General features: G+C 65.1%; 21 protein-coding genes and 2 pseudogenes. 6 read left to right on the plus strand and 17 right to left on the minus strand.

Features of this window, described 5'->3' with window-relative positions; all coding sequences use genetic code 11:
• Positions 1–87: 87 nt before the first annotated feature.
• The 5 genes from XCSCFBP4642_RS27415 to leuC all read right to left on the minus strand — a co-directional run bounded on the left by XCSCFBP4642_RS27415 (position 88) and on the right by leuC (position 4,603).
• Complete coding sequence (locus XCSCFBP4642_RS27415) at positions 88–327, minus strand: hypothetical protein (protein WP_167331374.1); 240 nt, start codon at positions 325–327, stop codon at positions 88–90.
• Between the two features lie 226 nt (positions 328–553).
• The gene (gene leuB / locus XCSCFBP4642_RS0116850) at positions 554–1,627 is read right to left on the minus strand and encodes a 3-isopropylmalate dehydrogenase (RefSeq protein WP_029220819.1); all 1,074 of its coding nucleotides are present in this window, start codon (positions 1,625–1,627) and stop codon (positions 554–556) included.
• A 37-nt stretch (positions 1,628–1,664) separates the two neighbouring features.
• The gene (locus XCSCFBP4642_RS0116855; protein ID WP_033899335.1) at positions 1,665–2,414 is read right to left on the minus strand and encodes a class I SAM-dependent methyltransferase; all 750 of its coding nucleotides are present in this window, start codon (positions 2,412–2,414) and stop codon (positions 1,665–1,667) included.
• Positions 2,415–2,446: 32 nt separating this feature from the next.
• Complete coding sequence (gene leuD / locus XCSCFBP4642_RS0116860) at positions 2,447–3,094, minus strand: 3-isopropylmalate dehydratase small subunit (protein WP_029220821.1); 648 nt, start codon at positions 3,092–3,094, stop codon at positions 2,447–2,449.
• A 60-nt stretch (positions 3,095–3,154) separates the two neighbouring features.
• A complete protein-coding gene (gene leuC / locus XCSCFBP4642_RS0116865; RefSeq protein WP_029220822.1) occupies positions 3,155–4,603 on the minus strand; it encodes a 3-isopropylmalate dehydratase large subunit in 1,449 nt (482 codons plus the stop codon).
• Positions 4,604–4,729: 126 nt separating this feature from the next.
• On the opposite strand from leuC, the gene XCSCFBP4642_RS0116870 reads away from it, so the two are divergent.
• Positions 4,730–5,608: a LysR family transcriptional regulator gene (locus XCSCFBP4642_RS0116870; RefSeq protein ID WP_029220823.1), complete on the plus strand. Its 879-nt coding sequence runs from the start codon at positions 4,730–4,732 to the stop codon at positions 5,606–5,608.
• A gap of 47 nt (positions 5,609–5,655) precedes the next feature.
• Here the strand turns inward: XCSCFBP4642_RS0116870 and XCSCFBP4642_RS0116875 are convergent, their stop codons facing one another.
• Complete coding sequence (locus XCSCFBP4642_RS0116875) at positions 5,656–8,601, minus strand: ligand-binding sensor domain-containing diguanylate cyclase (RefSeq protein ID WP_053329581.1); 2,946 nt, start codon at positions 8,599–8,601, stop codon at positions 5,656–5,658.
• Positions 8,602–9,005: 404 nt separating this feature from the next.
• Here XCSCFBP4642_RS0116875 and XCSCFBP4642_RS0116880 point away from each other — a divergent pair, with 404 nt between their 5' ends.
• The 3 genes from XCSCFBP4642_RS0116880 to XCSCFBP4642_RS0116890 all read left to right on the plus strand — a co-directional run bounded on the left by XCSCFBP4642_RS0116880 (position 9,006) and on the right by XCSCFBP4642_RS0116890 (position 11,838).
• Complete coding sequence (locus XCSCFBP4642_RS0116880; protein ID WP_029220825.1) at positions 9,006–9,659, plus strand: TetR/AcrR family transcriptional regulator; 654 nt, start codon at positions 9,006–9,008, stop codon at positions 9,657–9,659.
• Between the two features lie 128 nt (positions 9,660–9,787).
• Positions 9,788–10,444 (plus strand): protein-L-isoaspartate O-methyltransferase family protein, encoded by a 657-nt coding sequence (locus XCSCFBP4642_RS0116885; protein WP_029220826.1) that lies wholly within the window; start codon positions 9,788–9,790, stop codon positions 10,442–10,444.
• Between the two features lie 20 nt (positions 10,445–10,464).
• Positions 10,465–11,838, plus strand: a complete 1,374-nt coding sequence (locus XCSCFBP4642_RS0116890; protein ID WP_029220827.1) for a TolC family outer membrane protein — start codon at positions 10,465–10,467, stop codon at positions 11,836–11,838.
• A gap of 236 nt (positions 11,839–12,074) precedes the next feature.
• Here XCSCFBP4642_RS0116890 and waaA read toward each other — a convergent pair whose 3' ends face one another.
• Positions 12,075–13,391, minus strand: coding sequence for a lipid IV(A) 3-deoxy-D-manno-octulosonic acid transferase (gene waaA / locus XCSCFBP4642_RS0116895; protein WP_029220828.1), 1,317 nt, complete (start codon positions 13,389–13,391; stop codon positions 12,075–12,077).
• Positions 13,392–13,467: 76 nt separating this feature from the next.
• Here waaA and XCSCFBP4642_RS0116900 point away from each other — a divergent pair, with 76 nt between their 5' ends.
• On the plus strand, positions 13,468–14,388 hold the full coding sequence (locus XCSCFBP4642_RS0116900) for an LpxL/LpxP family Kdo(2)-lipid IV(A) lauroyl/palmitoleoyl acyltransferase (protein ID WP_029220829.1): 921 nt from the start codon (positions 13,468–13,470) through the stop codon (positions 14,386–14,388).
• A gap of 138 nt (positions 14,389–14,526) precedes the next feature.
• Here XCSCFBP4642_RS0116900 and XCSCFBP4642_RS25115 read toward each other — a convergent pair whose 3' ends face one another.
• The 3 genes and pseudogenes from XCSCFBP4642_RS25115 to XCSCFBP4642_RS0116910 all read right to left on the minus strand — a co-directional run bounded on the left by XCSCFBP4642_RS25115 (position 14,527) and on the right by XCSCFBP4642_RS0116910 (position 19,742).
• Positions 14,527–14,979 carry a GIY-YIG nuclease family protein gene (locus XCSCFBP4642_RS25115; protein ID WP_228325711.1) on the minus strand — a complete coding sequence of 151 codons (453 nt, stop codon included), beginning with the start codon at positions 14,977–14,979 and terminating at the stop codon, positions 14,527–14,529.
• Positions 14,980–15,919: 940 nt separating this feature from the next.
• Positions 15,920–18,904, minus strand: a pseudogene (locus XCSCFBP4642_RS27420) (phospholipase effector Tle1 domain-containing protein); the annotation flags it as partial.
• A gap of 13 nt (positions 18,905–18,917) precedes the next feature.
• Positions 18,918–19,742, minus strand: coding sequence for a hypothetical protein (locus XCSCFBP4642_RS0116910; protein WP_228325710.1), 825 nt, complete (start codon positions 19,740–19,742; stop codon positions 18,918–18,920).
• 128 nt (positions 19,743–19,870) lie between these two features.
• On the opposite strand from XCSCFBP4642_RS0116910, the pseudogene XCSCFBP4642_RS28795 reads away from it, so the two are divergent.
• A pseudogene (locus XCSCFBP4642_RS28795) lies at positions 19,871–20,005 on the plus strand (LpxL/LpxP family Kdo(2)-lipid IV(A) lauroyl/palmitoleoyl acyltransferase); the annotation flags it as partial.
• Between the two features lie 83 nt (positions 20,006–20,088).
• Here the strand turns inward: XCSCFBP4642_RS28795 and XCSCFBP4642_RS0116925 are convergent.
• From XCSCFBP4642_RS0116925 to XCSCFBP4642_RS27430, 7 genes are all read right to left on the minus strand, one after another.
• Positions 20,089–21,423 (minus strand): O-antigen ligase family protein, encoded by a 1,335-nt coding sequence (locus tag XCSCFBP4642_RS0116925; RefSeq protein ID WP_029220830.1) that lies wholly within the window; start codon positions 21,421–21,423, stop codon positions 20,089–20,091.
• Positions 21,404–22,516 carry a glycosyltransferase gene (locus XCSCFBP4642_RS0116930; protein ID WP_029220831.1) on the minus strand — a complete coding sequence of 371 codons (1,113 nt, stop codon included), beginning with the start codon at positions 22,514–22,516 and terminating at the stop codon, positions 21,404–21,406. Before XCSCFBP4642_RS0116930 ends, XCSCFBP4642_RS0116925 begins: the two co-directional genes overlap by 20 nt.
• A 10-nt stretch (positions 22,517–22,526) precedes the next feature.
• Positions 22,527–22,724: a zinc-finger domain-containing protein gene (locus tag XCSCFBP4642_RS0116935; protein ID WP_014504522.1), complete on the minus strand. Its 198-nt coding sequence runs from the start codon at positions 22,722–22,724 to the stop codon at positions 22,527–22,529.
• A gap of 60 nt (positions 22,725–22,784) precedes the next feature.
• Positions 22,785–24,896, minus strand: coding sequence for a peptidase domain-containing ABC transporter (locus XCSCFBP4642_RS0116940; RefSeq protein ID WP_029220832.1), 2,112 nt, complete (start codon positions 24,894–24,896; stop codon positions 22,785–22,787).
• Between the two features lie 119 nt (positions 24,897–25,015).
• Complete coding sequence (locus XCSCFBP4642_RS28800) at positions 25,016–25,195, minus strand: hypothetical protein (protein WP_235048235.1); 180 nt, start codon at positions 25,193–25,195, stop codon at positions 25,016–25,018.
• A 114-nt stretch (positions 25,196–25,309) separates the two neighbouring features.
• The gene (locus XCSCFBP4642_RS27425) at positions 25,310–25,504 is read right to left on the minus strand and encodes a glycine zipper domain-containing protein (protein ID WP_084624564.1); all 195 of its coding nucleotides are present in this window, start codon (positions 25,502–25,504) and stop codon (positions 25,310–25,312) included.
• A 39-nt stretch (positions 25,505–25,543) separates the two neighbouring features.
• Positions 25,544–25,723, minus strand: a complete 180-nt coding sequence (locus tag XCSCFBP4642_RS27430) for a hypothetical protein (RefSeq protein ID WP_200859707.1) — start codon at positions 25,721–25,723, stop codon at positions 25,544–25,546.
• Positions 25,724–25,757: the final 34 nt, after the last annotated feature.

Genomic DNA, 25,757 nt, shown 5'->3' on the forward strand with positions numbered 1-25,757 from the left:
GCGCGTTCTTCGGAACCCAGGTGCCTGTACTGTGTGCCCATGCCGCTACCCTACGTCAAGGCGGGGTGTTGCACTTGGAAGTTGAGTCTAAGGGTTGTCGTCGGTTGCCGAAAGAAATGCGAAGGGCCTGGTGGTCTGCACATCTTTCGGAGCGTCATCATCGCTGGCGACATGACAGTAGATGGATGGCTTGCCGATCACATTGGCCACGAAGTCCTCAGGAATCAACACCTGCTTGAAGCATCGCTTGCCGATCAGCGGTAGCAATCTTGAGAGCGCAGTGTCGCGTCCGGGGGCGGGACCGTGTGGCGGCATGGATGCCGCCACCGAGCCTCCATGGACGGATTCACGGCGTGTCCCGACACCGGACGCGGCGCCGCGCCACCGACCGCCCCTGCGTGCCGACCAGTCCTGCGCAGGACATCCGTCGATTTCATGCAAGCGCCTCGGTCGAATGGTGTGATCACGAATCGGTCAGCCAAACGAAAGTGGCTATCGACCGAAGAACGATAGCCACCGGTACAGCCACGACGCCTCGGGGAAGCGAGCGCTGTTACAGCGCGGCCACCACTGCATCGCCCATTGCCACGGTGCCGACCTTGGTGGTGCCTTCGGACCAGATGTCGGCAGTGCGCAGGCCCTGGTCGAGGACCTTGCCGACTGCACGCTCGATTGCGTCCGCTGCATCGGCCTGCGCAAACGTATAGCGCAGCATCATCGCCACCGACAGGATGGTGGCCAGCGGATTGGCGATGCCCTTGCCTGCGATATCCGGCGCCGAGCCATGGCACGGCTCGTACATGCCCTTGCTGTTGGCATCCAGCGAGGCCGACGGCAGCATGCCGATCGAGCCGGTGAGCATCGAGGCCTGGTCGGACAGGATGTCGCCGAACATGTTGTCGGTCACGATCACGTCGAACTGCTTGGGCGCGCGCACCAGCTGCATCGCGGCGTTGTCGACGTACATATGCGACAGCGCGATATCCGGATAGTCCTTGGCCAGCTCTTCCACCACCGCGCGCCACAGCTGGCTCGATGCCAGCACGTTGGCCTTGTCGACCGAGCACAGCTTCTTGCCGCGCAGGCGCGCCATCTCGAAGCCGGCCTTGGCGATACGGCGGATCTCGCTTTCGCTATACGGCAAGGTGTCATAGGCCTGGCGCTCGCCGTTGTCCAGGGTGCGATTTCCGCGCGGCTGGCCGAAGTAGATGCCGCCGGTCAACTCGCGCAGGATCAGCAGATCCAGACCCGAAACCACCTCCGGCTTGAGCGTGGATGCCTCGGCCAGTTGCGGATACAGCAAGGCCGGGCGCAAGTTGGCGAACAGGCCCAGCTGCGAGCGGATCTTGAGCAGGCCGCGCTCCGGGCGCAATGCCGGGTCGATGGTGTCCCACTGCGGGCCACCCACCGCGCCCAGCAGCACCGCATCGGCGGCGCGCGCGCGCTCCAGCGTTTCATCAGCCAGCGGGCTGCCATATTTGTCGTAGGCGGCACCGCCGAGTTCGTCGTACACCAGGCTATAGCCAAGACCGTGCTGCGCGTCGATCCGCGTCAGCACCCTGACCGCTTCGGCCATGATTTCCGGGCCGATGCCGTCACCGGGAAGAATCAGAATCTGCCTGCTCATGCAATCCTCGTGGGTTGGCGCCACCGCGCCATGGGAATCACCGTGCCGCCCACAGCACCAGCACGTCGGTGCTGAAAGAGCCGTCGGCGGCAATCTGGAAATAGTCGCGAACATCGTCCACCGCCGCGTCCTGCAGCGCGCGGATTGCCGCGCGGAGCACCGCGGGAGTGCGCATGCGGTCCACCCAGCTCAGGTAGTCCAGCTGCAGACGTTGGCAATGATGGCGCTGCACCTGCAGGCCGGCCTCGCCCAGCATCTGCAGCCACTGCGCCACGCTGTAGTCGCGCACGTGACTGGTATCGCGTAGCAGTTCGATTGCCTGCAGATGCGTGTCCAGCAGGGGCAATCCCGGCGCCACCACGTCGATGAACGCCGCCACGCCGCCCGGCCGCAGGACCCGCCGCACTTCGCGCAATGCCTGCCCCAGGTCGCTCCAGTGGTGCGCCGAATATCGGCTGACCACCACATCCAGGCTGCCGGTCTCGAACGGCAGGCGCTCGGCGACACCGCGCACGGTGCGCACCTGGGCCAGGCCGCGCTCGGCCGCCGTGGCCGCCACGACCTCCAGCATCTCGGCCGAGAGATCGTAGGCCACGACATCGGCCATCAGTGGCGCCAACTGGAAACTCACATGCCCGGCCCCACAGCCCAGGTCGAGCAGGCGGCCATTGCGATGTCCCTCCAGGCCAGCGCGCAGTGCGGCGAACTCGCTGCCCTGTGCATGCACCTCGCTCTGCAGATAGGCCTGCGCCTGCGCACCGAACTGCGCGGCGACATGCGCGCCCAGGGTGTCCGCGCGCGGGGATGCCGCCGCCGCGATCACTGCAGGGCGCCGAACAGCCACGGCTGCCGCACGCGATGGGCGTGTTCGAACCGACCGATCGCGTCGGCGTCCTGCAAGGTCAGGCCGATGTCGTCCAGTCCATTGCGCAGGCAGTGCTTGCGGAATGCATCGACCTCGAAGGCGTATTCCACACCATCGGGCCGGCGCACGCGCTGCGCGTCCAGATCCACGGTGAGTTGATAGCCTTCGGTGGCCAGGCACTGCTCGAACAGGGCGTCCACGTCTGCTTCGGCCAGCACGATCGGCAGCAGGCCGTTCTTGAAGCTGTTGTTGTAGAAGATGTCGGCAAAACTCGGCGCGATCACCGCGCGGAACCCGTACTCGTCCAGCGCCCATGGCGCATGTTCGCGCGAGGAACCGCAGCCAAAGTTCTCGCGTGCCAGCAGCACGCTGGCGCCCTGGTAACGCGGAAAATTGAGCACGAACTCTGGATTGAGCGGACGTGTACTGTTGTCGCGCCCCGGCTCGCCGATATCCAGATAGCGCCATTCGTCGAACAGGTTCGGCCCGAAGCCGGTGCGCTTGATCGACTTCAGGAACTGCTTGGGAATGATCTGGTCGGTATCGACGTTGGCGCGATCCAGCGGCGCCACCAGTCCGGTGTGTTGGGTGAAAGGAGTCATTGAGAGGGGCCGGGATTTGGGATTGGGGATTCGAAAAGGCTGGGGATGACGGAGCGCTTTTTACGAATCCCGAATCCCTATTGCCGAATCTCCAAGTTCACGCACATCGACGAAGTGCCCGCTCACCGCCGCCGCGGCGGCCATCGCCGGGCTGACCAGGTGGGTGCAGCCACCGGCGCCCTGGCGACCTTCGAAGTTGCGGTTGGAGGTGGACGCGCAATGTTCGCCGCTGCCCAGCTTGTCCGGGTTCATGGCCAGGCACATCGAACAGCCCGGCTCGCGCCATTCGAAGCCGGCGTCCAGAAACACCTTGTCCAGACCTTCGGCTTCGGCCTGCGCCTTGACCAGGCCCGAGCCGGGGACAACCAGCGCCTGCTTGATGGTAGAGGCTACCTTGCGGCCCTTGGCCACTGCGGCGGCCGCGCGCAGGTCTTCGATACGCGAGTTGGTGCAAGAGCCGATGAACACGCGATCCAGGCGGATGGCGGTGATCGGCTGGTTGGCGCGCAGGCCCATGTACTTGAGCGCGCGTTCGATCGAATCGCGCTTGGTCGGATCCTGCTCGACTGCCGGGTCCGGCACGCGCTGGTCCACCGCCAGCACCATCTCCGGCGAGGTTCCCCAGCTGACCTGCGGCTTGATGTCTTCGGCACGCAGTTCCACCACCGTATCGAAGTGCGCGCCCGGATCGGAGACCAGGGTGCGCCACAACGCAACCGCCGCCTCCCAGTCGGTGCCCTTGGGCGCGAACGGGCGGCCCTGCACGTAGGCAATGGTCTTTTCGTCCACCGCCACCATGCCCACGCGCGCGCCGGCCTCGATGGACATGTTGCAGATGGTCATGCGGCCTTCCATCGACAGGTCGGCGATGGCGCTGCCGGCAAATTCCAGCGCGTGGCCGTTGCCGCCGGCGGTACCGATCCTGCCGATCACCGCCAGCACAATGTCCTTGGCAGTCACGCCGAACGGCAACGTGCCTTCGACACGTACCTGCAGGTTCTTCATCTTTTTGGCGATCAGGCATTGCGTGGCGAGCACATGCTCGACCTCGGAGGTGCCGATGCCGTGCGCCAGCGCGCCGAATGCGCCGTGCGTGGAGGTGTGCGAATCGCCACAGACCACCGTCATGCCGGGCAGCGTGGCGCCCTGCTCGGGGCCGACCACGTGCACGATGCCCTGGCGGGTGTCGTTCATCTTGAACTCGAGGATGCCGAAATCGTCGCAGTTCTCGTCCAGGGTCTGCACCTGCAGGCGCGAGACTTCGTCGGAGATCGACTCGAGCCCGCCCTGCCGCTCGGCACGGGTGGTGGGCACGTTGTGGTCGGGGGTGGCGATGTTGGCGTCGATGCGCCACGGCGTGCGCCCGGCCAGGCGCAGACCCTCGAAGGCTTGCGGCGAGGTCACTTCATGCAGGATGTGGCGGTCGATATAGATCAGCGACGAGCCGTCGTTACGGCGGGTGACCTCGTGCATTTCCCACAATTTGTCGTACAGCGTCTTGGCGGTCATTGCGGCGATCCGAAAGCGGGTGGCGGATGGTGGGTGCGCCCACCTGGCTGTTTTCGATGCTAGGAGCTTGCCGCGGATAACGCAAATTCATATATTTTATTCAAAAAATGAATTTCAGGAATAGCAATGGATCTGGCCAGTCTCAGTGCCTTCGTGGCCATTGCCGAGAGCGGCAGCTTTTCCGCAGCCGGCGAGGCCTTGCATCTGACCCAGCCGGCGGTGAGCAAACGCATCGCCCTGCTGGAGAGGCAACTGTCCGCGCGGCTGTTCGATCGCCTGGGCCGCCAGGTGGTGCTGACCGAGGCCGGGCACGCCTTGTTGCCGCGCGCCCAACGCATCCTTGCCGAACTGCAGGACACCCACCGCGTACTGGAACATCTGGGCGCGGCGGTCGGCGGACGGCTCAGCCTAGCCACCAGCCACCATGTCGGCCTGCATCGGCTTCCTGCACTGCTACGCAACTTCGCCACGCAGCACCCGCAGGCGGCGCTGGACATCCAGTTCCTGGATTCGGAACTGGCCTACGCGGCGGTGCTGCGTGGCGAGGTGGAACTGGCGGTGACCACGCTGGCGCCGGAGACGCGTGCGCCGCTGCGCGCGCAGGCGATCTGGCACGATCGCCTGCAGTTCGTGGGGGCGCCGGATCACCCGTTGGCCGCCCTGCGCGAGGTGGCGCTGGAGGATGTCGTGGCGCATCCGGCGGTGCTGCCGGACCCGGGCACCTTCACTCACCGTATCGTGGCCAGGCTGTTCGCCGAGCGCGGTCTGGTGCCGCAGTTGCGCATGACCACCAACTACCTGGAGACGATCAAGATGCTGGTGTCGGTAGGGCTGGCCTGGAGCGTGCTGCCCGAGCGCATGATCGACCATCAGATCGTGGCGCTGCCGCTGGCCGATGTCGCGCTATCGCGCGAGCTGGGCTGCGTGACGCATGGCGGGCGCACTTTGTCGCGTGCCGCGCAAGCGTTCGTTGCGTTGTTGCATGCGCAGGCGGAGCGGCCGTGAGGTGACGCGATCAACGTGACAGCGCTGGTGATTTCCCTATCGCACCGCTACTGATCGACCAGGCGATCGCGCCCCTGCCGCTTGGCCTGGTACAGCCGGCGGTCTGCCAACGCAAGCAGTTCGCGCCGGGTGGGCGCTTCGTCGCTCATCGCCATGCCCATGCTGGCGGTACACCGCACTACGATGCCCTGGGCCTGCACCTCGATCGCTGCCAATCGCTGCCGCATCTGCTCGAACAGCGCGCGCGCCTGCGCCGCGTCCAGCCCGGTGGCGGCCAGCAGGAACTCCTCACCGCCATGGCGCGCTGCAAAACACTGCGCCTGATCCTGCTCGCTCAACGCCTCGCCCAGCGCGCTGAGTACCGCATCGCCCACGTCATGCCCGTACTCGTCGTTGATGCGCTTGAAGTGATCGATATCCATCAACGCCAGCGCCAGCGTGGCGCCGCCGCTGCGCGCCTGCTGGAACCACTGCTGCAGCACGCGCTCGGCTTCGCGCCGGTTCGGCAGCGCGGTCAGCACGTCGTGGCTGGCGCGGTATTCCAGCTGGCGCATCAACGCTTCGCGTTCCTGGCTGGCCTGCTGCAGGGCGACATTCTTGTCGCTCAATTCGCGGGTGCGCCGGTCGATCACGGTATTGAGCTCGCGCTGACGGCGCCGGTAGCTGGCCGTGCGCCAGAGGTAGAAGCCGTAGATCAGGCTGCCCAGCGCAAGCACGCCCACCGCGATCACCTCGCGACGGCGCCACCACGGCGGTGCCAGCGTGATGACCAGGCTCGATTCGCCGAGCAAGGCAGTCTGCCGCCAATCCACCGGCAACGACATCGCCTGCACGCGGAAGCGAAAGCGGCCCGGCGGCAGGTTGGTATACACCGCCTCGGTGGCGTTGTCGGCATCCACCCAGTCCGGATCGAAGCCTTCCAGCCGATAGCGGTAACGCACCTTGTCCGGCCCGCGGAAATTCAGGCCCGCATAGCCGATGGCGATACGCCGGGTTTCCGCCCCCAGCAGATGCTGGCCGCTCAGCGGCTGCACCATGCCATCGACCAGCAGGCGCTCGAACACGATCGGCACGCGATGGCCTTGCAAGGTGCCGACCCGCGCCGGATCGATCACGCCAAGACCGGCCGAGGTGGGGAACAGCAATTGTCCGGACAGCGTCAGCCAGCCGGCCGGTGCGCTGCTGCCATTGCCCTGGTTGCTGGGCATGCCATCGCTGCGATCCACCACCTCCACGCTCAGTTGCTCGCGGGTGCCGGCATCGATCTGGTCGAAGTCGCTGCGGGCGATGCGGAACACGCCATGGTTGCTCGACAGCCACAGATAGCCGCGGCCGTCGTCGATCACGCGAAACACCTTGTCGCGTGGCAGCCCGACACGGTGGTCGTAGACCTGGAAGCGCTCGCCGCGCAAGCGCAGCAGGCCGCGATCGCTGGCAATCCACAGATCGCCGCTCGCATCACGCAGGAAGTCGAAGGCGTTCTGACCGGGGAAATCCTGCTCGCCCAGCCACACACGGGTGCTGCCGCCCGGCGACAGCCCGGTCATGCCGCGGTCGGTACCGATCCAGACGATGCCCTGCGCATCGCGATACAACGCCTGCACCGATCCGTCGGGCACGCCATCGGCTACGGTGTAGCGGCGCGCCTTGCCGTCGCGCCAACGCACCAACCCGCCGGTGGTGCCGATCCACAGATCCTCGCCATCGGGCAGCACCGCACGCACCGACAGCGAAGGCAGCCCATCGCCCGCACCGATGCGCACCACCACCTTGCCTTGCGCATCCAGCCGCAGCACGCCCTGGCTATAGGTGCCGGCCCACACCCCGCCATCGCCGGCATCGGCCAGCGACAGCACCGACTGCTCCAGCACGCGGCCCCCTTCGTTTTTCGGCAGCAGCGACACGCGGCTGATCTGGCCGTCGCGCCAGCGATCCAGCCCCACCGCGCTCCCCACCCACACGGTGCCGTCGCTGGTCTGCAATACCGTGCGCACGTAGTCCGAGGCAAGCCCGTCGTCCTGGGTGATGCCATGCGCGGCGCCTTCGGCGATGCGGAACAGGCCATGCGTGCTGCCGACCCAGATCAGCCCCTCGGCATCTTCCAGCAACGCCGGGCTGGCGACCCCGGAGATCGACACCTGCTCATCGGGCACGCCCGCGCCGCTGTGCACCACCAGCGTACCGCTCGGCATGCTCATCCACAGATGCCCGCGCCGATCCAGCAACAAGGCGTCCACCCGCTGGCCCTGGCGAAACCGTTGCAACCCACCACCGCGGCTCCACCACCACACGCCGTCGTCGCCGGCGGCCAGCAAGCCGCCCTGGCGGTCGCTGGCAAGCCGGCGCACCGGCACATTCCGCATGCCGTGCGCCTCGCCCCAGACGACCGCCGGGCCACCGGCACGCGGCAGCAGGAACAACCCGGCTTCGGTGCCCACCCATAGATCGCCACTGTCGTCGGTGGACAAGGCGGTGATGCGCGCGCGAGGCAAACCGGACTGACGGCCGACATCGACCAGCCGCCCGTCCGCCTCGATCCGGTACAGCGTCTGCGGCGTGCCCACCCACAGCGCGCCATCGGCACGGCGCAACAGGGCACTCACCGCCAGGTGGCGTGCCGAGGCATCGCCCAGCTGCTGCCAGTCGCCGTCCTTGTAGCGGTACACACCGTCGAAGGCGGTGCCGAACAACATGCCGCCCGCGCTGTCACGCACCACCACGAACACGCCGCCCAGTTCCACGCCCGGCGTGTTCTGGCGGTCGTACACGGTGAAATCGCGGCCGTTGAACCGCGCCACGCCTTCCCAGGTTCCCGACCAGATCAACCCGTCTTCGCCCTGAGCCACCGCATGCACCAGGTTGTGCGGCAGGCCGTCGTCCATGTTCCAGCGCGCGACGGTGTGGTAGGTGGTGTGCTCCAGCGGCTGCGCGGCGGCCGGCTGCATGCCGGGCAGGCCGCAGCAGGCCACGCACCAAAGCCATGCAATCGCCATCCGCAGCACGCGCGTGCCGCGGAGGCTTAATGCCTGCGGTTGCCCCCCACCCTGTCCACGCTCCCCGTTCCCTCGTCCGTGCTGTTGGAGATGCCTGCCGGTATGCACGGGCAGGCGCCGGGCCAATCTAGCACCGGGGTTTTATTGTCGCCCTAGGTACATCCCCCACAGCTGCCGGGCGCACCATGACACCGGGCGTATCCGAACAGACAAGTGATAGGCAATCGCTATGACCGGCACAGGGATCGGCCTGAAGACAGCGCGGCTTGCGGCATTTTGCCGGGTTGCCAAGCGTGCCCGACATCACACGGCCGGCGGCGAGCGCCCGCCCGGCCGGGCAGCGGCGCTGATGCATTCAGCAGGCCGAGTGTAAATATAGAACCCGATGGTCTAGTATTAAGTGCATGTCCAGCTCGCCCCCACTCAAGTCCAAGGCCAGGAGCAACGGCCCTGGACGTCCCAAGGATCTTGGGAAACGCGCCGCCATTCTTGGGGCGGCCCGTACGCTGTTCATGGAGCAAGGCTATGCCGGGGTAAGCATGGATGGGATCGCCGCGCTGGCTGGCGTCTCCAAGCTCACCGTCTATAGCCACTTCGGCGACAAGGAAAGCCTGTTTGCCAAGGCGATCCGCGCGCAGTGCCAGGAGATGATGCCCGACGACCTGTTCGACCATGCGCCCAAGGGCGCGCTGCGCGACCAGTTGATCGAGATCGCCCATGCGTTCTTCGCCATGGTCAGCACCGAGTCGGCCATCTCCACCCACCGCATGATGATGGTGCCGGGTACCGGCGACGTGCATGTGCGCGAGATGTTCTGGGATGCCGGCCCCAAGCGGACCCAGCAGGCGCTGGCGGCGTTCCTGGCCGCGCGGGTGGCCGATGGCCAGCTGGACATTGCCGATTTGCCGCGCGCCGCCTCGCAATTCTTCTGCCTGCTCAAGGGCGAGCTGTACGCCCTGATGATGTGCGGCCTGCACGGCCAGCCCACGCGCGCGCAGGTGAACGAGCACATCGAGTCCAGCGTGGACTTCTTCCTGAGGGCATATGGGCCGCGCTGATTGCCCCCGGCCTTTGGTGGCGATGACTTCCGGCACTGCGCCGGTGGTCGGCGCGCGGCGATGCTAGATGCACCAGTTGCCCCGTGCACCGGTAAAATGCTCGCCCCACCGCATTGGATAACCGCACCATGACGATCGATTTCACCCAGGCCCGCGAAAAAATGGTCGAACAGCAGATCCGGCCGTGGGACGTGCTGGACCTGCGCGTGCTCGACGTGCTGGCGCGCCTGCCGCGCGAAGTCTTCGTGCCGGAGGCCTACAAGACCCTGGCCTATGTCGATGTGGAGATTCCGCTGTCGACCGGCCACAAGATGATGAAGCCGGTGGTCGAAGGCCGCATGTTGCAGGCGCTGGACCTGCAGCCGGGCGAAGACGTGCTGGAAATCGGCACCGGCAGCGGGTTTTCCACCGCCTGCCTGGCCGCACTGGCTCGCGAAGTGGTCAGTCTGGAGATCGACCCGGCGCTAGCCGCGGCGGCACGCGCCAATCTCGACAATGCCGGCCTCGGCAGCAACGTGCGCATCGAAACCGCCGATGTCTTCGGTTGGCAGAGCGAGCGCCGCTTCGATGCCATCTGCGTGACCGGCGCGGTCGATACGCTGCCTGCCCAGTGGCTGCAGTGGCTGCGCCCGAATGGCCGGCTGTTCGTCGTCCGCGGTCACGATCCGGTCATGGAAGCGGTCCTGGTTCGCGGCGAGGTCAACGCCCCGCGCATTGAATCGTTGTTCGAAACCGACCTCGCCTATCTCCAGGGCGCCGCACCGACGCCCCGATTCCAATTCTGATTCCCAAGGAAGCCCCCCCGATGATCCGCCGATCCCTCGCCCTGGCCCTGGCCACCGTCCTGTCACCGATGGCAGCGCATGCCACCGATCTGCTGCAGGTCTACGAAATGGCCCGCAATGGCGATCCGCAGCTGGCCGTGGCCGAGTCCACCCGGCTGGTGAATCGGGAGGGACAGGTGCAGGCGCGCGCGGCATTGTTGCCACAGATCAACGGTGCCTACGACTACAGTAAGTCGCACCGCGAAATCGAAGGCCAGGATGGCCGTCTCACGACCTCGTCTCGCTCGACCCAGTTGCAAGGCTCGCAGACGATCTTCAACTGGTCGCAGTTCGCCACCTTGCGTGCGCAACGCGAAGTGGCCAAGGCGGCAGATTTCACGCTGGCGTCCGCCAACAACGACTTGATCACCCGCACCTCGGCGGCGTATTTCCAGGTGCTGGTCGGCATCGAGTCGCTCGCGGCGGCGGAGACTAACGAAGCGGCGGCCAAGAAGCAGTTCGACTATGCCGACAAGCGCCTTGAAGTTGGCCTGGCGCCGATCACCGACGTACACGAAGCCCGCGCGCAGTATGACCAGGCACGCGCCGACACGATCAACGCGCGCAACACGCTGAAGGATTACTACCAGGCACTGACCGAACTCACCGGCCAGCCGGTGGTGGGCCTGCGCTCACTGCCGGAAGATTTCCGTCCCGAAGTGCCCGCCGCCTATAGCAACGTGGATCAGCTGGTCGCCAGCGCGATCGCCGACAACCCGGCATTGAAGGCGCAGCAGCTGCAGGTCAGCGCAGCAGAGGCACAGGTCAATGCCGCGCGTGCAGGTCACCTGCCCACGGTCAGCCTGACCGGCAGCATTGGCCGCAGCAACAGCTGGGGTACCGGTGCCGCTGAAAGCGGCGTGTTCACCACTCAGGGCCGAGACATCGATACCGACTCCGTCGGCATCAGCGTGTCGATTCCGATCTTCGCTGGCGGTGCCACGCAATCGGCCGTGCGTCAGGCGCTGTCACAGCGCGATATCCAGCAGGACACCTACGAGCAGCAGAAGCGCGCGCTGGACCGCAATACGCGCAATGCCTACCAAACCGTGGTCGCCGGCATCAGCGAAGTGGAAGCGCGTCGCCTGGCCGTGGTCTCCGCGCAGGCTGCCTACGATGCATCGCAGGTCGGCCTGGAAGTCGGTACCCGCACCGTGCTGGACGTGGTGCAGAACCAGCGCACGCTGTTCCAGGCGCAGTTGAACTACGCGCAGTCGCGCTACACCTTCCTGCAGAACCGTCTGTTGCTGGGTCAGGCCATCGGCAAGCTGGATATCACCGATCTGCAGGACGTCAATCGTCTGCTGTCGCAGGATGCCGAATCGAAGCTGCAAGGCAGCGGTTCGCTGCAGTAAGAGTGGATTGCACCTCATGAAAAGGCGGGCGAAAGCCCGCTTTTTCATGGGCGCTGCGCTCTGGTGCAGGCCGCAGCGCGGCGAGTGCGCTACATACGCCAGCGCCTGGCGCGATGACATGTACTCGATAAAGCGCCGCGTCGATTCACGCCACGGCGTCGTCAACACTGCATCTTGAACCCTGCCGGTCAGCGTACCTGGCTCGATACAGCCCTGGCGCGCAGAGGCAGCAGATCTCAGCCCACCACGCCCTCGGTGGCCACCGGCGGCAAATCCTGCGCAATCTGCACCAGCGTACGCGCCACCGCACCCTTGCCATTGGCCACCAGCGCCAGGCCCGCGGCCGCCATCGCCTTACGCTGTGCGGGATCGCCCAGCAACCGGGCCAGATCGCGATACACGCAATCGGCGTCCTCGCAGATGGCAACCGCATCGGCCTCGCGCATGCGCCGCGAGATTTCCGAAAAGTTATGCAGATGCGGGCCGGTCACCGCCGGCGTGCCCACTGCTGCCGGCTCCAGCAGGTTGTGCCCACCGATCAGCTGCAGGCTGCCGCCGACGAAGGCGACCTGCGCGCATGCATAGAAACTCATCAGCTCGCCCAGGGTGTCGAGTACGAAGACCTTGTCGCGCGCCTGCGGCCACTGCTGCACCTTGCGTGTGGCCACGCTCCAGCCGCGCTCGCGCGCCAACGCCTCGACCTTGGGAAACCGCTCGGGATGGCGTGGCGCCCAGAGCAGCAGCAGATCGGGAAACTCGGCCAGCAACCGCGCATGGATATCGGCCACCGCAGCCTCCTCGCCCTCATGCGTGCTGGCGGCGATCCATACCGGCCGTGTTGCCGGCACATGGGTGCGGAACTGCGTGACCAGGGCCTGCAATTGGTCGGGCGCGGCGATATCGAATTTGAGATTACCCAGCGCCACCACCTGCTCCGGCCGCGCACCCAGGGTGAGGAAGCGTTCGGCATCGTCTTGCGATTGTGCTGCCACGCAGGTCACCGTACGCAGCGCGCGGCTGATCAACGGTGCCAGCACGCGATAGCCGCGCAACGAGCGCGCCGACAGCCGCGCGTTGAGGATGTACAGCGGAATCCTGCGGTCGCGGCAACCGAACAACATGTTCGGCCACAACTCGGTTTCCAGGATCAGCGCCAGCCGCGGGCGGAAGTGCTCAAGAAACCGCCCCACGCTGCCGGGCACGTCGTACGGCAGATAGACGTGATCCACCGCATCGCCCCACACCGCACGCACGCGTTCGGAGCCGGTGGGCGTGATGGTGGTGATGACCCAACGGATATCCGGCCGCTGCGCGCGCAAGGCGTTGACCAGCGGCGCGGCCGCGTTGACCTCGCCCACCGATACCGCATGTACCCACACGCGCGGGCGGCCGCAGGCATGCGTATACGACGCATAGCGCTCGTTCCAGCGATTGAAGTATTCGCGCACGCGGAAACCGCGCCACACCAGGTGGTACACCGTGATCGGCAGCAACAGATACAACAGCGCCGAGTACAGCCCACGCAACAGCCATTCGATCGGGTCTTTCCGCATCCGTGCAGGATACGGGAGCGCTCCTGCGTGCGCATGTGCACGCTGCCGCGCGCACGCGATCCCTTAGAATTGGCGCATGTCCGAGTCCGCCAACGTCGCCGTCCGCCCTTCCCTGCGCAACCCCAGGCACTGGCCCATGTTCCTTGGCCTGGCCGTGATGGTGCTGGCCGGGCGTTTGCCCTGGACGCTGCAGCGCGCGTTGGGCCGCGGCGTGGGCTGGATCGCGATGCGCATGGCCGGCACGCGCCGGCGCGCTGCCGAGGTCAACCTCAAACTCTGCTTTCCCGAGCAGGACGACGCCTGGCGGGCACGACTGTTGCGCGACAGCTTCGATGCGCTGGGCGTGGGCCTGTTCGAATTTGCGCGCGCCTGGTGGGGCAGCATCGACGCCATTCGCCCCGGGGTACAGATCGAAGGCCTGGAACATCTGCAACAGCTGCAGGAACAACAGCGTGGCGTGCTGCTGGTATCGGGCCATTTCATGACGCTGGAGATGTGCGGGCGCCTGCTCTGCGACCACGTGCCGCTGGCCGGAATGTACCGCAAGCACCGCAACCCGGTGTTCGAATGGGCGGTCAAGCGTGGGCGTCTGCGCTATGCCACGCACATGTTTGCCAACGAAGACCTGCGCGCCACCCTCAAGCATCTCAAGCGCGGCGGTTTCCTGTGGTACGCGCCGGACCAGGACATGCGCGGCAAGGACACCGTGTTCGTGCCGTTCTTTGGCCACCCGGCGTCCACCATCACCGCCACCCATCAGCTGGCGCGGCTGACCGGCTGCGCGGTGGTGCCGTACTTCCATCGCCGCGAAGGCGGCCGCTACATCCTCAAGATCGCCCCGCCGCTGGCGGGCATTCCATCAGAGGATGTGATCGCCGATACCACGCAGGTCAATGCGGCGATCGAGGACATGGTGCGCGAGGCACCGGATCAATACCTGTGGATCCATCGCCGTTTCAAGCGTCAGCCCGGCGGGCGCAGCGCGTTCTATCGGTGAGGTGGATTGGTCCGAAGCATGTTGTAAGCGCATCCACAGTGCGCGTCTTCAAGTGGGTACTCGACTTTGACCGCTGACGGAATTCAGAAATGGAGCGATATCGAAGCGGCGTTCCAGCAGACATGCATGCGAGACGGCCTATAGGTAAAGCAAACGAGCCCGGTGTTCGCCGACCACCGCTAGCATATGGATAGGCAATCCATAGGCGTAGGCGTACAGCTCGATCCAACCAGGATTCAGCGTTTCGACAAGTCGCCGCTGCCAGGCATGTGGCCAGGTGCGGAGTTGCTTCGCCCGCGCCTGTGCCGTTGCCATGTCGGCATACGCTTGCAACCACACCAGCAAGGCCGGTCTTACGCAACGCTCTGGCACGACCTGTCTCTGGTCCCGCGCGAAGCGCTTAGTGATCTTTTCGATCGCGCTCATACTGTCTGCCACGTCGATATAGAACGTTTCGCATCGTGCATGCGCAAGCAAATAGACCAGCGCCGGCCCATGTTGGAGACTGTGCCAGTCGACGCGCTCCAGAGCCGAGAACTCAGGACCCAGTACCGACACTTCAGGTCGCATCCAAGATGTGCTGTCAGCCACTGGCATGGGCTCCTTGCTTGCCAGCATTGCAAACCTTGCCGAGCACATTGGCCGATACCGGTTGGCGTGCGCGCATGCTCGGCTGCATCTGCATACCACTGAGGGGAGTGCCGCACTTTCGATGTGGCGCAGGGATCGCGCAACCAGCGTCCATGCTCGGCAGCGATGCAAGGGCTGACCTCAATATCACCCGGCTACCAAGTACCGGCCCTGGCGGTGCCGGGTCCTGCCTGGCTTGGGCAATCGCTTCCTGCTGCCGCACGGTCTCCAGCGTGTGGGCCTGCGCCTGTTGCATCGATTCCTGGATCGACGGCGTAGGCTCGGCGAGCGAGAGGTTCATCCGCTTGGTGGGGTCGGTGGCGTGTTGCGCATAAAAAGTGTCGTTGACCACATCCACGCGCCCGTGCCAGTCCGGCTTGAAGCCGATGGTGTACATCTCTGTAGCGACCTGGTGCAGGCGATCCTCCGGCAGCGGCGTGCCCTTGGCCTCCAGGCGATCTTTCACATCTGCATACAACGCATGGCCGGGGTGCGCGGGATCACTCATGGGCCGCAGTGCGGGCGAGGTCTGGCTGCGCTGGGGGCTGTCGATGCTGCTTGCCACCGGTGCCTGGTTGGGTTGATCTTCGATTTTCTCCTGCTCCTTCAGTCGCCCGCGCTCCTGTTGCAGCGTTTGCTCCTGCTGCAGCTGCCACTGGCGTTGCTGATCCAGCGCTTGTTGCTGGTGCTGCGCGTGCAGGTCGGGTTGGCTGCGGTCGGGAGATGCGACGGCTGCGGTTGGTGCGGCCATGGCGGCGTGCGGCGCGTCCTGCAGCCCGGGAGCGGCAGGTTGCCGCGTCACGTCGCGCTGGGCAATGGCAATGCCCGCCTGCTGCTGCACCGCCGCCAGGGTACTGCGGTCGGCAATGCCGTTGACCTCGTCCATGCCGTGCATCAACTGAAACGCCTGCACCCCGCGCAGGGTGGGCTGGTCGTAAACGCCATTGAGTTCCACCGGGGTCTTGATCCGATCGTTGATGCCCAACTGGATCAGGCTGGCCTGCAGCGCCTGTACCTCGGTGCCACGATCGCCGGGTTGCAAGCGTCCCTGATCGCTGGGCGCCAAGCTGGCAGAGACTCCGGCGGTGTTGGACACATGGGTGTCAGTGCTTAGCGCCGGCGATGCAACCGAAGGTCCGGCAGCCTGGATGGCTGGCGCAGGCGCGACGTCGATCCCGGGTGCACGCACGTTGACGGTGGCGAGCGTGGCGATCTCGGGCGCTGCGTGTGGCGCAATGCGCTGGCCATTGGGCTGCGACGGCGGCGCGGGGCCTGCGGCAACGTGTGGCATCGACGCTTCAGCGGTGGGTGCGAGGTTTTGTCCGCGCATCTGCACCTCGCGCAGGGCTTGCCGAATGTCCTCACTGCTGGTCACGGCGGCCACGCGGTCCACGCCATCGGCATCGCGTTGAAAATGCGCGATGGGGCTATCGGCACCAAATGCACCGGTGGGGCCGCGTTGCAGTTTCATCGAGCCATCGCCGGCAAGGCCGTGCGCTGCGCGCGTGCGCGTGGTCGCCAGATCGATCGCCTCGCGCCACTCCGGCTTCAGTTCGGTGCCGACGATGCGATAGCGGTAGAGCGTTTCTTCGCGCTGCTGATCCTGCAGCGATGGCGGCGACTGCCGGATGGCCGCCACCGCCTGCGCATGCTCAGCCAGTGCCGGCCGCAGGATCGCGCGGGTGGCGTCCAGTTCCAACGCGACATTGCCTGTTGCTGGGCCAGCGGCGCCGGTCCAGCGGCCGTCGGCAGCGCGGCGATACTGCTGGCCGTCCGATGCGGTCAACGCGTCTGCATTGGGTAATGCCTGTTGTACTGTCTCCGACAACGGCAATCCAGCCGCCGCCCAGCCGCTGCGCTGATACGCCAGCTCATAGCGCGCGGCAATCGCGCCGGGGCTGTTGGCGATGTTGCCGGCGATCACGGCTTGCGCTTGTGCGTCCAGTTCCGCCGCGCGCAGTGGCGGTGCGATATCGGTGCGGTAGACAGCGCTGTCGGCGTCTGCAACCACACCGCTCTGCACCGTGCGTCGCCATTGCCCATCGTTGGGATCGCGCGACCAGTCGGCGGTGCTCAAGCTGGGCGGATCGATGTCGCTGGCCGGCAGGCGATACGGATTTTGCGGTGCGGGTGCATCTCTGAGTGCCAGCGCGGCGGCGGCGTTGGTGGCCTGGTAATTCAGTTCGCGGGCTTTTTCGTAGCTGGCGACGATGGGCGTGGCGGTGGGATTGTCCACGCCATCATTGGTGGTGTCGGCCTTGCCCTCGCGCGCCCACGCGGTGCCGTTGAACGACCATTGCGTCCCGTCGCGATCGGTCAGGGTGTAGATGGCGCGGTTGTCGAGCAACTCGGCGGCCTTCTCGCCGGCCTTGCTCATGAAATACGCATCGGCGGCGATCAGCGCCATCGGGCCGGCGCCGGATGCGCCCAGCGCATACGCCGCTGCGGTGCCACCGGCCCAGCCGCCGACGTTGCGGCCGGCGAAATGCGCCAGTTCCGATTGAGCGGCCAGCGGGTTGCTTTGCGAAAGCAACGTGGCGATTTTTTCGCCGGACTGCTGTGCCTCGTACAGCGTGGCGGCCACGCCCAGCGCGCCAGCGGCGCGTGCGCCAGGATGGTCGAGCAGCGTCGGTGCATAAGGCCGGAACGCGACATTGCCACTGCGCTCAAGGCGTGCAGCCAATGCATCGCCTTCGGTCAACGCGGCATCGGCGACCTGCGCGGTACGTTGTACCGGTCGTGCGGCCTCTGCCATCGGTGCCAATGCGCCGTGCAACGGCTCGGGCGCTTGGGCGGGGATCGTGACCACTTCGCCTGGTGGCACGTAACGCGCGTTATCGGCTGTGAGTTGATGCACCTGGCCGGCGAGCGTGGCACGCTCGACCTTGGATGCCACGCGAAACAAGGCATTCCCTTCTTCTGAGCTGTGCAGCACATTCATCCGCGCATCGGTCGGCTCGTGCATGCGCGGCAACAACGGCTCGCTGAGCACCCCATTGTGATAATCGGTCATCAGGTTGAGGCTGCGCACGCCCAGCCCGCCGCGCAGGTAACTGCCGCCGATGTCCGAGTGCGCGCCGGCGACGGTGACATGCAGAAAACGGCCATCTTCCGAAACGCCCTGCGGAAGGATCTGATCCACCGGAAACAAACCGCGCCGCTCATCGGCAGCGGTGACCTGAAAGCCGGACACCACCGACGGCGGCAGGCGCCGGTCGAACAGCTCCATGTACCCGGTGGGCACCGGGTCGTACAGGCCCACGCTCATCGGGGTGCGGCCGGGGGATTGGTGGTAGCGGTTGTAGATGGGATGGCCGTCTTCACTGAACCCACGAATGCCGCCGTCGGGATCGGGAATGCCGCGACCATCGATCATGCGCGCCAGCAACGGCACCTGGCTGGCGCCGCGGCTGAAGCCTTCCAGATGGAAGGTAATTTTTGCTTGCGGGTCGGCTTGAAAGATTTCCTGCGACTGCGTCCTCAGACGCTCATACATTTCCTCTGCACGCGCCAGGCTGGTCCGGCCAGTGGCGCCGTCCACCGTGCGGGTCAGAACTTCGTCCTGGGTGCCGGCACCTTCGATGTATTCGAAGTCGATGCGTTCTATACCAGCTTTCTTTAAATCTTTAACTTGCTCTCTAAACTTGGCGACATTGGTGGCATGCAATGGATCCTTGTCGGCATCGTTGCCGGTGCCATCCATCAGGCCAACGATCAGATACGAGTGCGGGTCGGCACGGTCGAACAGCTGCGGCGTCTTGAAGCGATACAAGTCTTGTGCAGCTTGCTCGTAGGTTTGCAGATGCTCCGGCGTGGCGGCGTAATGCGACACATCGTCGAGTGGCAGGCCATCTGCGCCCAGTTGCAGCACGGTCTTCTTGTCCATGGTGCATGCTCCGTCAGTAGGTCTTGGTCCAGGCCAGGATCAGTTCCCCTCGGCTTATCTTCAAATTGGGATCGTGCTCTGGATCAGCCAAATGTTTCGTCAGAATCCTGTTACGCATATATACATTGATCGTGCGATCGTTGACTTCCAGCAAGATGTAGACGTGATGACGCCCGTTTCCCGAGTAACCATGGACCAAGAAGAACTCATCGATATCTTCTCTTGCAACGTTGTGCAGGATGAGATGACCCGGAAAGATCTTCTCGAAATCGATCTCGACGTAGCGCTCCACGCCATCCATCGCGGTCCAGCGGATATCGACCGTCGACGGGAATCCGCGTGTCTCGAACTCTTCGGTGCTGCCGAAGCCGCCCCTCCAGTCATCTTTCCAGTTAGCCTTGTGAGGCTCGCCAGAAAATCTATCCAAGTCACTGGATGAATGCTGCTGCCGATCAAAAATGATGCTGCACCGCAGGGTGTGATAGCAGCGCGCATCGAACGAATAACTATCGAACCGCAGCGGCCACGGCTCGCGCGGCTTCTTCTTGAACGGATTGCGGAAATGGAACATGTCGGGGGCGCCAGGATCGGGGAGAGAGTCATGCAGCGCCACCGGCGCTTGGTTATCCAGTGTAGGACCCTGTTGCACCGGCTGCACCCAGGGTGCAGGTTTGGGCTTGCGCCTGACCTGCGCCGGTAGTCCATTGCGGGGCAGCGCACCAAGCTCGCGTACCGTGCGTTCGTTGATCAGTTGCAGGTCGCGCGGCAGCTGCGCGGCGTGCGCCTCCACAACACGGCGCGCCAAGGCGGCGTAACGGGATTCGGGGATATCGCCCATATGCGTTTCCTCGTGCAGATGTCGCGCGGGTAGCGGCTGGAACGGATGTTATCGCAACACTGCGAGCAGGGGGCTTGTGAGCATAGAGCGCCGCTGCTGGTGACGACTCCGCTGCAAGCCATGCCATAGAGGATGTGATCGCCGACGCCACGCAGGTCAATGCGGCGATCGGGGACATGGTGCGCGAGGCACCGGATCGATCCCTGTGGATCCATCGCCGCTTCAAGCGTCGGCCCGGCGGGCGCAGCGCGTTCTATCACTGAGCCGTCGCCGCAGGGCGAGCGGCTGATGACGCAGTGCGCGGACGCCATCGATCGCCGACAAGCGCAATCCGCAGGCAAACGCATCAACCCGGCGGCGGCTGGTCTGCGTAGTCGTTGAGCAACGCGCCGGCATACAGGCCGGCCAACATCAGGCTCAGCCCGCCCCAGAAGCTGGAATAGAACGCCAGATGCGTGTTGAGCGGGAAGACAGTGGCCACCAACGCAATCATCGCCGGGCGCGCCTGCTCGCGCGCAGCAGCGCTCGAATAGCGCCACGCACGCCAGGCCTGCGCCGCGCCGGCCAGCCAGAGCAGCAGCCCGATCACCCCGGTTTCGGCCAGGATTTCCAGCACGATCTGATGCGCGTGGAACGCCGGGCCGTCGCCCCATGCCGGCGCCTGGGTCGGCGCCGGATTGCAGGCCGGATAGGCCTGCCGGAAGCCGCGCGCGCCCACACCATTGAGCGGATGCTCGCCAATCATGCACAGCGCCGCGCTCCAGATCTGCGCACGCCCGGACAAGGCCTGATCCACGCCCTGCTCGCCACCGCCGAACGCCAGCGCGGTGCGTTGGAGACGCTCACGCGCCTGCGGCGCCACCGCCACCACGCCGCCGGCCAGCAATACCCCGACCACCGCCGCCGCCAGCAGGCGGCGACCGCCCAGCAACTGCCAGCCGGACAGCACGACGATCACCGCATAGGTGATCCACGAGGCGCGCGACCCGGCCAGCACCAGTACCACCCCGACGGCCGCCGCCCCGCCCACCCAGGCCCAGACAGTGCGTCGCCCCAGCGCCAGCAACAGGAACGGCGACAGGCTGGCCAGGGTCTGCCCGAACTTGAGATTGCACGGCCCCAGCACGCCGCTGAGGCGGTCCACCAGCGCCAGCTCCTGCGGCGTGCATAGCCCGTGCCCGCTGATCAGCTGCTTGAGTTGATCCAGCCCGAAGAACAGCGGGCTGCTGCCGATTACGGCCTGCATCAGCGCATCCAGCGTCCATACCCCGCCGATCACGGCCAGGCCGGTGAAGGTGCGGCGGCGCCGCTGCGCATTGGCCACCGCAATCGCGCACAGCCACATGAAAGGCAGGTAGCGCAGGTCGGTAGCAGACTTGCGCAGTGCACGCCCGGCATCCACCGCATCGAAGGCCGACAGCATCTGCGGCAGCCAGTACGCGAAGAACAGCACGCTGGTCAGCGCCCAGGCCGCACCGCTGAGCAGGCCGGTGCCGCCGCGAAAACGCGCGTGCAACAAGCGGTACGCCGCGAATACCGCGCCCAGCGACAGCACCGTTTCGGCCAGGCCCGGCGTAGGCCACAGCGCAACGAACAGGATCACCCACAGCGGCGCCCAGCGGCCTGCGTCGGGGCTCAACATGGGCGCGCGCGCCGTGGCGTCAGCGGCAGAGTTCGTCATAGACCTTCAAGGTGGCCACTTGCATGGCCGGCAATGTATAGGGAATCACCGCAGGCGCAGCGGGCGCCTGCTGCAGCAGGGCCAGCGCCTGCGCGCACAGGGCCTGGGCATCGAAGGGCGTCACCGCGCCGCCGGGCTGCAGCTCGGCCAGCAGTTCGCCCACCCCGCCATGCGCCCAGCCCAGCACCGGCCGCCCGACAGCCAGGGCCTCGACCACGGTGCGGCCGAAGGCCTCCGGCTTGCGCGACAGCTGCAGCACCAGATCGCTGGCGGCGTAGGCGTCGGCGATGCGCGCCGTCGGCTCGGTGAACGCGACGGCCTCGGCCACGCCCAACCGGACCGCCTCGGCCTCCAGTTCGCGTAGATACGCCTCGCGTCCGGGCTCGCGCGCCCCGGGCAGCCATAGCCAGGCCGGCACGCCGGCAGCGCGGACATCGGCCAGCAGGTGCAGGCCGTCGGCATGCCCTTTCAGGCGGGTACCGCGGCCAGGCAGCAACAGCAGCGGCGCCTCGGCCGGCAAGCCGGGCAACAGGGTCTGGACCCAGGCACGTGCACGTCGATCCGGCTGCAGACATCGCGGAAACTGGGCGATGTCCACGCCGCGCGGAATCGTGCGCAGGCGCGCCGGATCGGTGTGCGGATAGTGCGTACCCACGTAGTCGCACACCGTGCGCGACACGCAGATGACCCGCTCGCCATAAGTCATCACCGCGCTGTAGCGGCTGGGCGAGTTGAGCCCGTGCACGGTGGTGACCAGGCGCGGACGCATTGCGGCATCCATTCCGCGCAGCGCGTACCAGCCCAGCCAGGCCGGCAGCCGCGAGCGTGCATGCACGATATCGGCCCCCAGCTCGGCGAACAGCCGGCGCAGGCCAACCACATGCCGCAGCGTCAGCAGCGACTTGCGGCCGATGTCCAGAGTGAGATGTTCGCCACCGGCGTCCAGCAGCGGCTGGACCAGGCGCCCGCCGGCCGACACGACCACGGCGCGATGGCCGGCGCGCACCAGCGCAGCGGCGATTTCCAGGGTGGAGCGCTCGACGCCACCGGACTGCAGCGCCGGCAGCAGTTGCACCACGGTCAGGCGGTGCATCGGCCAGTAATCAGTCGGCCAGCACGAACAACGCGCCGCAATACGGGCACTTGGCTTCGCAGTTGGGCTCGTCCTCGATCGGCAGGTACACGCGCGGATGCGAATTCCACAGCGCCATCTGCGGCGTCGGGCAGCTCAGCGGCAGATCGCCGCGGTGCACGGTGTAACGCGTTTGCGCATTGGCGGGCGCGGTGGCGGTCTGGCTCATGGCGGTGCTGACAAAAAGGTTGACCGGCCAATTCTAGCAGTACCGCGCCGCGGCCTCGCGCTAAACCAGCGCCGGCGCGGGGGCTGCGAACGCCTCGCAGGGCGATTGCTGCCGCAGTTCCTGCACGATGCGCCCCTGCTCCATCACTAGCACCCGATCCGCGCTGGCGATCGTTTCCGGGCGATGGGCCACGATCACCTTGGTCAGCGCCAGCTGCTGGATCGCAGCATTGACCAGTCGCTCGCGCATCACGTCCAGGTGGCTGGTCGCCTCGTCCAGGATCAGCAACTGCGGCTGGCGATACAGCGCACGCGCCAGGATCAGCCGTTGCTTCTGCCCTCCAGACAAGGAACTGCCCATGTCGCCGATCAGGCCGTGGTAGCCCATCGGCATCGCGGCGATGTCGTCGTGCACGGCCGCCAACCGCGCCGCCGCCTCGATCCGCGCAAGATCGAACTCCGGATCGAAGAAGCTGATGTTGTCGGCGATGCTGCCGGCAAACAGTTGGTCGTCCTGCATCACCGCACCGACCATCGCGCGCATATTGCGCGGACCGAGCTTGTGCAGGTCGTGGCCACCGATGCGGATCACGCCCTCAGTCGGGAGGAGCAGACCCAGCAGCAGTTTCAACAACGTGGTCTTGCCGCATCCTGACGGACCAATGATTGCCACCGACTCGCCCGCCTCGATCGCAAAGCTGCAATCCTTGAGCACCCACGGTTCACTTTCGGCATAACGGAAGGAGAGTCCTTCCACCGCAATGCGCGGCTGGGCAGGCGGCGAAGCCTCCGGAAGCGCGTGGTCGGTTTCCGGCGCGGCCAGCACGATGTCGGCCAGGCGCTCGCCGTGCAGGCGCAGCATGCGGAATTCGATCCACTTGTCGATCAGGCCGCTCACCCGCGTGGCGAATTGGTCCTTATAGGCCAGATAGGCGACCAGCATGCCGACCGAGAACACGTTGTCCAGTGCCAGCATGGCACCGATCCAGATCACCGCGATGCGTTCCAGGCCGAACACTAGTTGGCTGGCAGTACTGAATCCCAGACCCATGCGGGCCAGCCCGACTTCCTGGTTGACGGTGTCGTTGAGCAGGTTGTCGTAGCGCGCGCGGCGCTGCGACTCCTCACCGGCCACTTTCAGGCTCTGCATGCCGCGCAGCGATTCCAGCAGATGTGTCTGCTGCCTGGCCGCGGCAACCAATTGCTGCTCGGTGCGATCGCGCACCGGACGATAGGCGATCGCGCGGATGCCCAAGTACAGCGCGACCGCCAGCAGCGTCACCAGCGCGAGCTTCCAGCTGTAGACCAGCATCAATGCCAGGGTGACCAGCGCCATCATTCCGTCGATGATGGCCTCGACGAAACTGGTGGTCAGCGTCCGCTGGATCGTCTGCACCGATGCCATCCGCGATGTCACATCGCCCAGATGCCGTTTCTCGAAGAAATCCAGCGGCAACTTCATCAGATGGGCGAATACGTTGCCCATCCACTGCAGGCCCAACCTGGAGGACAGATACACTACCGACCAGCCACGAAGCAGTCCGATGCCGATCTGCAGCAGCAACGCCAAACCGAATCCCAGGCCGACCACCACCAGTAGGTCGCGGTCGCCCGAGACCAGCACCTGGTCCACCACCCACTGTATGTAGAACGGCGTCAGGATGACGAATACCTGCAACGCACAGGACAGCAGCAGTATCTGCGCAAGCGCGCTCCAGAGTCCTCGGATCGGTCCGGTGAGTTGGTGCGCTGACACCGACGCTGCCGCCCTCTGCGGCTTGAATTCGGCAGTTGGCGTCAGTTCCAGCGCCACGCCGGTGAAGTGCTGGGACACCTCATCCAGCAACAGCGTGCGCTCGCCGACGGCCGGATCAAGGACCGTCGCTTTGGACTTGCCGACCTTGGCCAGCACCACGAAATGATTGAGATCCCAGTGCAGGATGCACGGCAGCTTGAGCTGACCCAGATGCTCCATGTCCAGACGCAGCGGACGGGTGGCAAAGCCCAGTTGCTGCGCGATATGAAGAAGCTGATTTAACTTCACCCCTTTAAGAGAGGATGGGTAGCAGCGCCGAATCTCGGAAAGGCCGATCTTTTTTCCATGAACATCTGCAATCATGGCAAGCGACGCCAAGCCGCATTCCGTTGCCTCGGATTGCAATATCACATTCATGTATTTTATAATCCGCCAATTCAAAATTAATAAAAATTCTAAAATTTTTACAGTTTTTGAAAAAATAGATAAAATTTCTCGCGCCCTTCAGCGCCTTGCCGCAATGTTCTTAATAACATTTAAATTTTATTTTTACGCTCCAGAATTTTTTGCCTCGCATCCACCAATCGAGCAATAGTAATTACAATGGCCGCGAAACATGCAACTAGCAAAATAGAATTATTTCCCGTAGCGGCTAGAATCGCCAGACTAGCAAGGCAGATTGCGAATTTTTTTTGGTCAATGCCGTGGATCTTCATTTCCCACCACCATTTAATTGAATTAATCTTAAATACAAAATCCATTCATAGAACCAGGCTCCATCCCTTATAGGAAGAGGCGGCGAATCCCGCCTCTTCCCTAAGCACACCCAGTTAGGTCGCTTGCATAAAGTGCCCAATGATCGCGCCATGGATTCCGCCACTCACGGCGCCAGCGAAAGCGCCGACAGGGCCACCTACTAAGAACCCGATAGCAGCACCAGCGGTAACGCCAGCAGCGAACCCGTTTGAGGCGCCCTCACCTGCACCATCGACGTTGATAACCTCAGCAGCATCAAGTTCACGCATTTTTAATGTCCCTTGTAAAATATTGAATTTAATCTTACATCACAAAAGATACAGAGCAACGCCGATTGCGCCACCAACTATCGCACCACCAGCTGCTCCTGCTGGGCCGAAAGCGAGGCCACCTGCGAAACCACCTGCACCAGCACCTGTAAGAAAAGCTGTTGTTGCGCCACCTTCGCCGTCAACATCAAAAGTTTCCTCGACAGTCAATTCACGCATACTTATCCCCTTAAATTAAGCGCACACAGCCTGT

It is taken from the genome of Xanthomonas cassavae CFBP 4642 (assembly GCF_000454545.1).
Lineage (GTDB): Bacteria > Pseudomonadota > Gammaproteobacteria > Xanthomonadales > Xanthomonadaceae > Xanthomonas > Xanthomonas cassavae.

Bases quoted from the DNA above. Each gene is read 5' to 3' on its own strand.
- XCSCFBP4642_RS0116875 (WP_053329581.1), bottom strand. From the start codon at position 8,601: ATGGCGATTGCATGGCTTTGGTGCGTGGCCTGCTGCGGCCTGCCCGGC.
- XCSCFBP4642_RS0116940 (WP_029220832.1), bottom strand. From the start codon at position 24,896: ATGAATGTGATATTGCAATCCGAGGCAACGGAATGCGGCTTGGCGTCG.
- XCSCFBP4642_RS0116880 (WP_029220825.1), top strand. From the start codon at position 9,006: ATGTCCAGCTCGCCCCCACTCAAGTCCAAGGCCAGGAGCAACGGCCCT.
- XCSCFBP4642_RS0116910 (WP_228325710.1), bottom strand. From the start codon at position 19,742: ATGGGCGATATCCCCGAATCCCGTTACGCCGCCTTGGCGCGCCGTGTT.
- XCSCFBP4642_RS0116900 (WP_029220829.1), top strand. From the start codon at position 13,468: ATGTCCGAGTCCGCCAACGTCGCCGTCCGCCCTTCCCTGCGCAACCCC.
- XCSCFBP4642_RS0116890 (WP_029220827.1), top strand. From the start codon at position 10,465: ATGATCCGCCGATCCCTCGCCCTGGCCCTGGCCACCGTCCTGTCACCG.
- XCSCFBP4642_RS28800 (WP_235048235.1), bottom strand. From the start codon at position 25,195: ATGAAGATCCACGGCATTGACCAAAAAAAATTCGCAATCTGCCTTGCT.
- waaA (WP_029220828.1), bottom strand. From the start codon at position 13,391: ATGCGGAAAGACCCGATCGAATGGCTGTTGCGTGGGCTGTACTCGGCG.
- XCSCFBP4642_RS27430 (WP_200859707.1), bottom strand. From the start codon at position 25,723: ATGCGTGAATTGACTGTCGAGGAAACTTTTGATGTTGACGGCGAAGGT.
- XCSCFBP4642_RS0116935 (WP_014504522.1), bottom strand. From the start codon at position 22,724: ATGAGCCAGACCGCCACCGCGCCCGCCAATGCGCAAACGCGTTACACC.
- XCSCFBP4642_RS0116885 (WP_029220826.1), top strand. From the start codon at position 9,788: ATGACGATCGATTTCACCCAGGCCCGCGAAAAAATGGTCGAACAGCAG.
- leuB (WP_029220819.1), bottom strand. From the start codon at position 1,627: ATGAGCAGGCAGATTCTGATTCTTCCCGGTGACGGCATCGGCCCGGAA.
- XCSCFBP4642_RS0116930 (WP_029220831.1), bottom strand. From the start codon at position 22,516: ATGCACCGCCTGACCGTGGTGCAACTGCTGCCGGCGCTGCAGTCCGGT.
- XCSCFBP4642_RS27425 (WP_084624564.1), bottom strand. From the start codon at position 25,504: ATGCGTGAACTTGATGCTGCTGAGGTTATCAACGTCGATGGTGCAGGT.
- leuD (WP_029220821.1), bottom strand. From the start codon at position 3,094: ATGACTCCTTTCACCCAACACACCGGACTGGTGGCGCCGCTGGATCGC.
- XCSCFBP4642_RS0116925 (WP_029220830.1), bottom strand. From the start codon at position 21,423: ATGACGAACTCTGCCGCTGACGCCACGGCGCGCGCGCCCATGTTGAGC.
- leuC (WP_029220822.1), bottom strand. From the start codon at position 4,603: ATGACCGCCAAGACGCTGTACGACAAATTGTGGGAAATGCACGAGGTC.
- XCSCFBP4642_RS0116870 (WP_029220823.1), top strand. From the start codon at position 4,730: ATGGATCTGGCCAGTCTCAGTGCCTTCGTGGCCATTGCCGAGAGCGGC.